The 8,260-nt window shown below is 48.5% G+C and carries 9 protein-coding genes; all 9 read right to left on the reverse strand.

Features of this window, described 5'->3' with window-relative positions:
- Positions 1 to 8: 8 nt before the first annotated feature.
- The 9 genes from AC01YT_RS00980 to aroH are packed head-to-tail and all read right to left on the reverse strand — an operon-like array spanning position 9 to position 7,943.
- The gene (locus AC01YT_RS00980) at positions 9 to 308 is read right to left on the reverse strand and encodes a YciI family protein (protein WP_476672262.1); all 300 of its coding nucleotides are present in this window, start codon (positions 306 to 308) and stop codon (positions 9 to 11) included.
- A complete protein-coding gene (gene aroQ, locus AC01YT_RS00985) occupies positions 305 to 802 on the reverse strand; it encodes a type II 3-dehydroquinate dehydratase (RefSeq protein ID WP_476672264.1) in 498 nt (165 codons plus the stop codon). Before aroQ ends, AC01YT_RS00980 begins: the two co-directional genes overlap by 4 nt.
- Positions 792 to 2,387, reverse strand: coding sequence for a 3-dehydroquinate synthase (gene aroB, locus AC01YT_RS00990; RefSeq protein WP_476672265.1), 1,596 nt, complete (start codon positions 2,385 to 2,387; stop codon positions 792 to 794). Before aroB ends, aroQ begins: the two co-directional genes overlap by 11 nt.
- Entirely contained in the window at positions 2,384 to 3,493 is a 1,110-nt protein-coding gene (gene aroC, locus AC01YT_RS00995; RefSeq protein ID WP_476672266.1) for a chorismate synthase, read from the reverse strand. Before aroC ends, aroB begins: the two co-directional genes overlap by 4 nt.
- A gap of 1 nt (position 3,494) precedes the next feature.
- Complete coding sequence (locus tag AC01YT_RS01000; protein WP_476672267.1) at positions 3,495 to 4,391, reverse strand: shikimate dehydrogenase; 897 nt, start codon at positions 4,389 to 4,391, stop codon at positions 3,495 to 3,497.
- Positions 4,378 to 5,691 carry a 3-phosphoshikimate 1-carboxyvinyltransferase gene (aroA, locus tag AC01YT_RS01005; protein ID WP_476672268.1) on the reverse strand — a complete coding sequence of 438 codons (1,314 nt, stop codon included), beginning with the start codon at positions 5,689 to 5,691 and terminating at the stop codon, positions 4,378 to 4,380. The genes AC01YT_RS01000 and aroA overlap by 14 nt, the downstream gene beginning before the upstream one ends.
- Positions 5,688 to 6,548, reverse strand: a complete 861-nt coding sequence (locus tag AC01YT_RS01010) for a prephenate dehydrogenase (RefSeq protein ID WP_476672270.1) — start codon at positions 6,546 to 6,548, stop codon at positions 5,688 to 5,690. Before AC01YT_RS01010 ends, aroA begins: the two co-directional genes overlap by 4 nt.
- On the reverse strand, positions 6,545 to 7,558 hold the full coding sequence (aroF, locus tag AC01YT_RS01015) for a 3-deoxy-7-phosphoheptulonate synthase (protein ID WP_476672272.1): 1,014 nt from the start codon (positions 7,556 to 7,558) through the stop codon (positions 6,545 to 6,547). Before aroF ends, AC01YT_RS01010 begins: the two co-directional genes overlap by 4 nt.
- 22 nt (positions 7,559 to 7,580) lie before the next feature.
- A complete protein-coding gene (aroH, locus tag AC01YT_RS01020) occupies positions 7,581 to 7,943 on the reverse strand; it encodes a chorismate mutase (protein WP_476672274.1) in 363 nt (120 codons plus the stop codon).
- Positions 7,944 to 8,260 lie beyond the last annotated feature (317 nt).

Genomic DNA, 8,260 nt, shown 5'->3' on the forward strand with positions numbered 1-8,260 from the left:
AATCGGGATTATTTTCCGTTTACCCAATCTGCAATAAACACTTGGTATTTAACCGGATCAAACTCGATAAATCGATATGTGGCTGCGTGCTTGAGAAAATAAGGGTCACGTGAAAAATAACCACGAAGTTGTTCTTCATTCTCCGCACGGGCAATAACAATGCCGCCAATGCGAGGATTCATCGGCCCAGACATTAGGAGCATCCCACTATCGTAACCATCCTGTAAGAAGGCGCGATGTTCGGACACCACTGGGGCGATTTGTTCAAATGGCAAAGTGTATGTGATCTCGACCACAAAGTGTTTCATTGTTTATTCTGCTCCCTCATACAGGTGTTAATTAATAAATTGCGCTCAGTAAGAAGGTCCAACAATGCCATAAGGCCATAGAGATAAGAACGCCATCCTAAGCCGCTAATCTGCCCCACGCATACTGGTGCTAGTAGGGAGGTATGCCGAAAGGGCTCACGGGCATAGATATTAGAGAGATGAACCTCAATGGCGGGCTTACCAATTGCTGCCAAGGTATCGCGTATGGCTATGCTGGTGTGGGTATATCCTCCCGCGTTGATTAGCACGCCGTCTAACCATTCCATGTTGGCAATTATGCGATCAATAATTTCCCCCTCGGAGTTGCTTTGAAAAATCCGTAGTGTGGCATTATGACTATTCGCATAGTCATTTAATCTGCTATTAATCCATTCCAAAGTAACACTACCATAAACCTCAGGTTCACGCCGCCCCAGCAATCCCAAATTCGGTCCATGCATTACCAAGATGCGAAAAGAATGATCATTGAGCATTGACTGCCTCCTTGAGGGAAGTTATAGCCTTCCTTACACTCCACTCATCAATTCCCCAAATCAGCCTTACCTCTCCAATCCGTGATGGCAAAGCCCAACGCAACTTACCCTGCTTGTGTTTTTTATCATATTGTATAACGCTAAATAGGTCCTTCTTTTCAAGCAAGGGATGATAGATTGGAAGCGACCATTGCTTAATAAGACTGATAATACGTTCCGCCTCATCTGAAGCAATGAGGCCAAGATGTTTCGCCAGTCTGGTTTCAACAGCCATCCCAATACTTACTGCTTCACCATGACGAATCGTGTAATTACTTAGAGTTTCCAATGCATGACCAATCGTATGTCCAAAATTCAAAATTGCCCTAAGCCCATTTTCATATGGGTCAGCCTGCACCACGTTTACCTTAACCGACACAGCACGCAGGAGCAAATTCTCGCCTACCCATACATTCTGTGGCCCACTCTCCAACCAAGAAAAAAGGCGTGGATCCGCAATAACCGCATGTTTGATGATCTCAGCTATCCCCGAAAGGAACTCAGATCTTGGTAATGTATCTAAATACTTTGGATCTACTAACACCGCCAAGGGTCGCTTAAAAGTACCGATTAAGTTTTTTCCCTTGGGAAGATCGAGCCCGGTCTTCCCGCCAATGCTAGCATCCACCATTGCTAACAACGAAGTGGGAATTTGGATAAGAGGCAAGCCGCGCATATACGTGGACGCCACAAATCCCACGATGTCCCCAATCACACCTCCTCCCAGGGCAATAACCAGATCACCACGATCTATGTGTGCTTCCAACAATCGGTCGTATAAGCCTGCAACGGTCTCAAGATTCTTATACTCCTCACCATCGGGGATGGTAATTAAATAGGGGGTATAGCCGATCCTTCGCAACTCAGCTAGCAAAGGTTCACCATGAAGCACAGCAACGGTATGGTTTGAGATCACAGCAATACGTATGGCATTTGAAAAGCCAAAGGAATTAAGAAGTGTATCCAGTAAAGAAAACAATCTTTTTCCCACCAAGATTTTGCAGACCCCATCCGGATAATTCAAATCAACAACAGAAGCATTGACCAAACCGATAATGGTATCCGCAATCTGTTGAGGCGATTTACTCGAAGTATCCACTTGCCAGAAAATCTTACGATAAACTTCGCGGCGTCTCTCCCAAAGTTCAACCAGAGTTCTCTTAGAATCATCATTCATTAACAAAGGACGATAAGACATTTCTTTATTATCCAAACGCCGCTGAAGCACTTCGAGATTACAAGTCAAACACACCACAGTCCCTGCCTGCTCGCACAACTTTCGATTTTCGTCCCTTAAAAGAGTTCCTCCGCCAGTTGCTAATACCAACCGCTCTTGCCTTAGAATCTTGTGTAGCATATGAGACTCGAGCTCTCGAAAGGCAGTCTCTCCCCTTTGAGCAAAAAACTCCGGTATGCTTTGACCAGTACGCCTGCATATCTCCTCATCTAAATCCATAAATGGCAATCCCATCTTCTCAGCCACAAGCTTACCAACCGTTGTTTTTCCTGTTCCCATGAACCCAGTCAGGATTATTCGCTGCGTCATCGCTTCATCTCCTCGAGGCTATCACCCCCCAACTTCTCCAAAAGGGCATCCGCTAGTACCCATGCTAACATGGCTTCTCCAATGACTGAAGCCGCCGGAACGGCACAGATATCAGAGCGTTGATATACCGGCGTAGCAGCGCGGCCATTAACAACATCCACAGATTGATGGGGGGTACCGGTCGTTGCAATGGGTTTCATAGCTGCTCTAACCACGATTGGATTACCATTACTCATGCCTCCTTCGATTCCACCAGCACGGTTGGTGAAACGTGTAACCCCTCCTTTTGAATCAAGAAATATATCATCGTGTACTTGGGTGCCCGGTAGCCCCGCATTTTCAAAAGCAGGACCAATCTCAACTCCTTTTACCGCCTGGATAGACATCATTGCCATGGCAATCCGAGCATCCAGCCTGCGATCCCAATGCACATGCGAACCCAAACCAACCGGTACATTGATCGCCTGGACTTCAAAGACACCTCCCAAGGTATCCTTTTTGCGGCGGGCTTCATCAATCGCCAATTTCATGCGTTCTCCATCCTCTGGATTTGGGCAACGAACTTCACTGGCTTCTGCCTCCACCCACAACTCTGGATATGGGCGTAAGGGGATCCTTGCCACCACTGTCCCTATTTGACACACATAACTTCCAACCATAACATCAAACTGTGCTAATAATTGTTTGGCAATAGCACCAACTGCAACACGAACTGCCGTCTCTCGAGCACTTGCGCGTTCTAAAATTGGTCGAGCATCACTTAAGCGATACTTAACCATCCCGGCGTAATCAGCATGCCCCGGACGAGGTACGGTCAATGGTTCTAAAAGCCCCTGTTCCCACTTGTCTTTCCAATTCACCCAATCGCGATTTTCTATCCGTATCGCCAACGGCGCGCCGGTGGTGATCTTATTGATAACTCCGCTGAGAATTTCCGCACGATCTTGCTCAATTTTCATGCGGTGACTACGGCCATAACCCCTTTGACGCCGCGAAAGTTCTAAATTTATCCGATCCAGATCAATAGGTAGACCTGCCGGCAATCCTTCAACAATAGCCAGCAAGCAGGGCCCATGAGATTCACCTGCTGTGAGCAACCGCAACATGTCATGCCTCCTTCGTTGAACAGATCGCTTCTAAACAAGCCTGGTGCATAACCTCGACCGGCGCATCTAACCCACACCAAGCACGAAATGAGAGCGCGCCTTGATGCACCAACATTCCTAAACCGTTTATTCCAACAGCACCCACGTTTTCGGCTTGTTTAAGCAGATGCGTTTTCTGGGGGTTGTAGACCAAGTCAATCACCAGCCAATGTGCTGGAAGGCTAAACGATTCGGGTAGTGGTGAGATATCTGTTTCCGGCCATGTGCCTACCGGTGTGGCATTTACCAACACTGATACATCTTCGACCCAAGCAAGCCGATCCACTTCTTGGAACGAGACAAGATCGAAAGTGGTACTATATTCCCAACGCTCAATTTCCTTTAGCAAAGTTTGACCCCGTTCTAAATGACGCGTTACGAAGGAAACCGCCCTGAAACCGGTTTTACAAAGCGCATAAGCCACCGCTCGGGCTGCTCCACCGGCTCCTAAAATGATAGCGTGGTCATGGGAAATTTGTTCGAGGTAGGCAGAAGTGCTCCGCAAAAAACCGTCTACATCGGTATTATCTCCATAAAGCCATCTTCTCCCATTACTCGAATCTTCTCGAACAACAACGGTGTTAACTGCTCCCAATGCCTTAGCCACTTCACTTGCTTGATCCAGATAGGGAAATATCGCCTGTTTAAATGGGGCTGTCACGTTGAATCCTCTCATACCTAGCACCCGTAATCCACGCACTGCATCATCTAAATAGTGAGGGGGAAAAGGAAAGGCTAGGTAAACCCAATTGAGCCCTAAGTGAGAAAAGGCGGCATTATGCATAACGGGCGAAAAACTGTGATGCAATGGCCAGCCAATTATCCCCACAATCTGGGTCTGGGAATTAATACTGGACATAGTGCGCTCCTAGGCTTTGCATAACCGTCAGAAAACCTGGAAACGAATCGGCAGCACAATCTAGATCATCAATAACAGTTTCTCCCTGCGCCACCAAACCAGACACAAAGAGACTCATAGCAAGGCGATGATCACCATGACTGCTAACCGGTACGCCCCTTAATTGGGAGGGGCCCCAAATCTCAAAACCATCCGGTCTCTCTTCGATGCGAGCACCGAGCCTTTTTAATTCCTTAACCACGGTGGCAATGCGATCCGTTTCTTTAACTCTCAATTCTGAGGCATCGCGAACGACTGTTCGTCCCCGTGCTTGAGTTGCCAAAACGGCCAGGACGGGAAACTCATCAATCATCCGCACCACCAAATCGCCTCCAATTTCTACGGCTTCTAACTCACTGGTCTGCACCTCAAGATCAGCCACCGGCTCGTTAGCCATTATGCGTTCACCTGTAATCCGTATATCTGCACCCATTTGATACAAAACATCTAAAAACCCGATCCGGGTTGGGTTTACTCCTACATCCTTTATTCTGACGCGGGATTGAGGTGCAAGTAACGCAGCGGCCAGAATGAACGCCGCTGAGGAAAAGTCACCTGGCACCTTTATCTCTAAAGGTGATAAAGGATGGGCAGGAGGGATCAAGGTAATTTCACGTATTCCTTTAGAGTTGCGGATGTCTAGGTTAACCCCCATGGCCCCCAACATTCGCTCGGTGTGATCACGTGCAGGGGCAGTTTCAAGGAGCGTAGTAGGCGAATCGGCATACATGGCTGCGAGCAGAATAGCGCTTTTCACTTGAGCGCTTGGTACATCCAACACTAAGCGAGCACCGCACAGGTTCTGCCCTGTGATGGCGATAGGAGCATATCCATTCGTTGTGCAGATATGTGCTCCCATTTGCCGCAACGGTCTAGCTACACGTTCCATAGGACGCCGAAGTAACTGTTCCTCCCCAGTAAGGGTGCTCTCAAAAGGTTGAGTCGCCAATAGACCCGTTAGTAAGCGCATAGTCGTTCCGGAACGAACGCAATTGAGCGGCTTTTCAGGGCAACGAAAACCCCTTAATCCACGTCCGTGAACAATGGCTGTATGCAGACCGGGTAATACCACCTCAATCCCCAGGTCACGTAGTGCACCCGCTGTGGCTAGGCAATCCCCACTTGGCAGAAAGTTAGACACTGTGGTCGTCCCCTGAGCTATAGCCCCTAGAAGCAGGGCGCGATGAGAGATAGATTTATCCCCCGGGAGATAAACCGTACCTTCCAGCCTCGAACACTGGAAAACACGAACCGGACTCATTGAAGATGCCTCCTTCTTTCTTCCCGGACGTATTCCAACCAGGCTTTAAGTTGTGCCTCGTCTTCGCTCTCTAAGATCTGGATAAGATCGTTCATGGTTTGCGCAAAAGTCTTCATACTTCTAAGGATATTGGGGCGATTAGTCTGCAAGATGTCCAACATCATTTGAACATCCGAGCCCGCCAGACGTGAGGTATCTCGAAATCCACTGGCAACCAGATGCCATAAAAAGTTCTCTGGATCAGTGATCCGTGAAGCTGTAGCAACCAAGGTGCAGGCCACTAGGTAGGGTAAGTGACTACTTGTCGCAACCAAATGATCGTGTGTTGCGGCATCCAGAAGCACAGGATGAGCACCAATGGACTTGACAAGCTGGATTGTTAGATCCAAAGCACGAGGTGATGTTCTCTTCGTTGGGACAAGAACGAAAAGGCGATCCCGAAATAGACTTGCATCCGCATTACGAGCACCGGAAACCTCTCGTCCACACAACGGATGACCCCCAATGGCTTCCACTCCCAAAGGTAAATGTTCCATTTTCTCGCAGATGCTTGTTTTAGTGCTCCCCAGATCCATAACGAGGGTTCCGGGCATTAGGTATGAGGAAATGGCTTCCAAGAGGGTTAAAATTGTCCGAACCGGTGTAGCCAAAACAATTACCTCAGAATGGGAAACGGCATCTTCAAACCTCTGATGACCACGATCAATCCAACCCTGAGCGCAGCACCAATGAAGGGCTTCTGGGTCTTGATCAACACCCCAAATCCTATGACAATGAGGCCTTAGAGCCGCCGCGAGCGATGCACCCATTAGCCCCAACCCGATGATGGTAAAGTCTGTTTCAGACAGAGATTTCATAGCGAACGACCTACAGCCTGGGCTACAGGAGCGAGACTCTTCATAAGTGCACTAAAGCGCTCTGGGGTTAAAGATTGCGCACCATCCGAAAGCGCTTGATCGGGACGCGGATGTACTTCAATGATCAGCCCATCCGCCCCGGCAGCGACGGCTGCTCGCGAGACCGGTTCAACCAATTCCCACCGCCCGGTACCGTGACTGGGGTCAATAAACACAGGTAAGTGCGAGAGCATCTTCAGCGCCGGCGCGGCATTGATGTCCAGGGTATTACGAGTGAAGTTCTCAAAAGTACGTATTCCCCGCTCGCATAAAATCACGCGGTGATTGCCGTGGGTGAGAATGTACTCAGCAGACATGAGCAATTCTTCCAAAGTTGAAGACATCCCGCGTTTGAGTAAAACGGGTTTTTGGGATTCACCCACCGCATGAAGCAGAGGAAAATTTTGCATATTACGGGCACCAATCTGCAAGATGTCGGCATACTCAGCCACCAACGGTAGGGTTTGGACATCCATCACCTCAGTTACAACCGGTAGCCCGGTGAGCTCGCTGGCCTCTTTGAGAAACTTTAAGCCCTCCTCACCTAATCCCTGAAACGAATAGGGTGAGGTACGCGGCTTGTAAGCCCCACCGCGTAACATATGAGCTCCCGCCTCTTTGACTCTCTGAGCCGCTTCAAGAATTTGTTCACGACTCTCGACCGCACAAGGACCGGCAATCACCACAATACGTTCGCCCCCAACCTGGATGCCATTAATCTCCAACACCGTATTCTCTGGATGGAATTCTCGTGAAGCCAGTTTATAAGGTTTGAGCACGGGGATGAGCTTATCCACACCTTCCATGTGAACCAATTGATCACGATTGATGATACGATCATCTCCAATGACCCCCAAAACGGTGACCTCGGTGCCTCGGGAAAAATGCACCTTAAGCCCATAGGATTCAATCCGTTGAGCCACTTTCCGAATCTGTTCCTCAGAGGCATTGGGTTTCATAACCACGATCATCGCGATCCTCCTTTCGATTGCTTTAAGATTCATCCTGAGCCCAGTCAGGGCGCAAGGATTGGGCTTGTTCCAAATAAACATGATGGGGGGGAAGAGGCAGTGTGGCGTGAATTAACACGCGCAGGCAATGGGCTAAACTGTTCTCCACATTCATCTCCTGCAGGCACAACATAGGGACCTGTGACCATCCCATTTCCCGCACAGCCTGTGCCGGATAGACGGCATTCAGATCTGGTGTAGCCGAGAAGATAATAGAGACAACATTTTCGGGTGAAAGACGATTCTTTTCGATTAGTGTGCTCATCAAACGATGAGTGGAAGATAAGATGGCTTCGGGTGTATTCTCAAAACAAGTGATTGCGCCACGAATTGCAACCAAGTTCATAAACGCTACCTCCGGATATAAAACAAATGACGTGGAGCAGGTTGCTCCACGTCATTCTTTACCAATCCAGGGGTTGCCTTTTTCTACCACTACCTACGGCTAACCACCTTCTTGGAGCAACCTGCTCCTAGGAGGGGCCCAATAAAAGTAGTAATAGAAAAAGGCGAACCGTGACATATGGGGTAAAAACGATTCTCAGGTGTAGAATTGCCCGCTATCTTAATCACTCGTCTCAAATTTGTCAAGGTTTTGTGGGCGTGAGTTAGGGCTTTTTAAAGAATTAATTTTTGGGTAAAATTGAGCCATCCTACTTGTTG

This window comes from Thermanaerothrix sp. (assembly GCF_056331585.1).

Bases quoted from the DNA above. Each gene is read 5' to 3' on its own strand.
- aroQ (WP_476672264.1), bottom strand. From the start codon at position 802: ATGCTCAATGATCATTCTTTTCGCATCTTGGTAATGCATGGACCGAAT.
- aroC (WP_476672266.1), bottom strand. From the start codon at position 3,493: ATGTTGCGGTTGCTCACAGCAGGTGAATCTCATGGGCCCTGCTTGCTG.
- aroA (WP_476672268.1), bottom strand. From the start codon at position 5,691: ATGAGTCCGGTTCGTGTTTTCCAGTGTTCGAGGCTGGAAGGTACGGTT.
- aroB (WP_476672265.1), bottom strand. From the start codon at position 2,387: ATGACGCAGCGAATAATCCTGACTGGGTTCATGGGAACAGGAAAAACA.
- aroF (WP_476672272.1), bottom strand. From the start codon at position 7,558: ATGATCGTGGTTATGAAACCCAATGCCTCTGAGGAACAGATTCGGAAA.
- aroH (WP_476672274.1), bottom strand. From the start codon at position 7,943: ATGAACTTGGTTGCAATTCGTGGCGCAATCACTTGTTTTGAGAATACA.
- AC01YT_RS01010 (WP_476672270.1), bottom strand. From the start codon at position 6,548: ATGAAATCTCTGTCTGAAACAGACTTTACCATCATCGGGTTGGGGCTA.
- AC01YT_RS01000 (WP_476672267.1), bottom strand. From the start codon at position 4,391: ATGTCCAGTATTAATTCCCAGACCCAGATTGTGGGGATAATTGGCTGG.
- AC01YT_RS00980 (WP_476672262.1), bottom strand. From the start codon at position 308: ATGAAACACTTTGTGGTCGAGATCACATACACTTTGCCATTTGAACAA.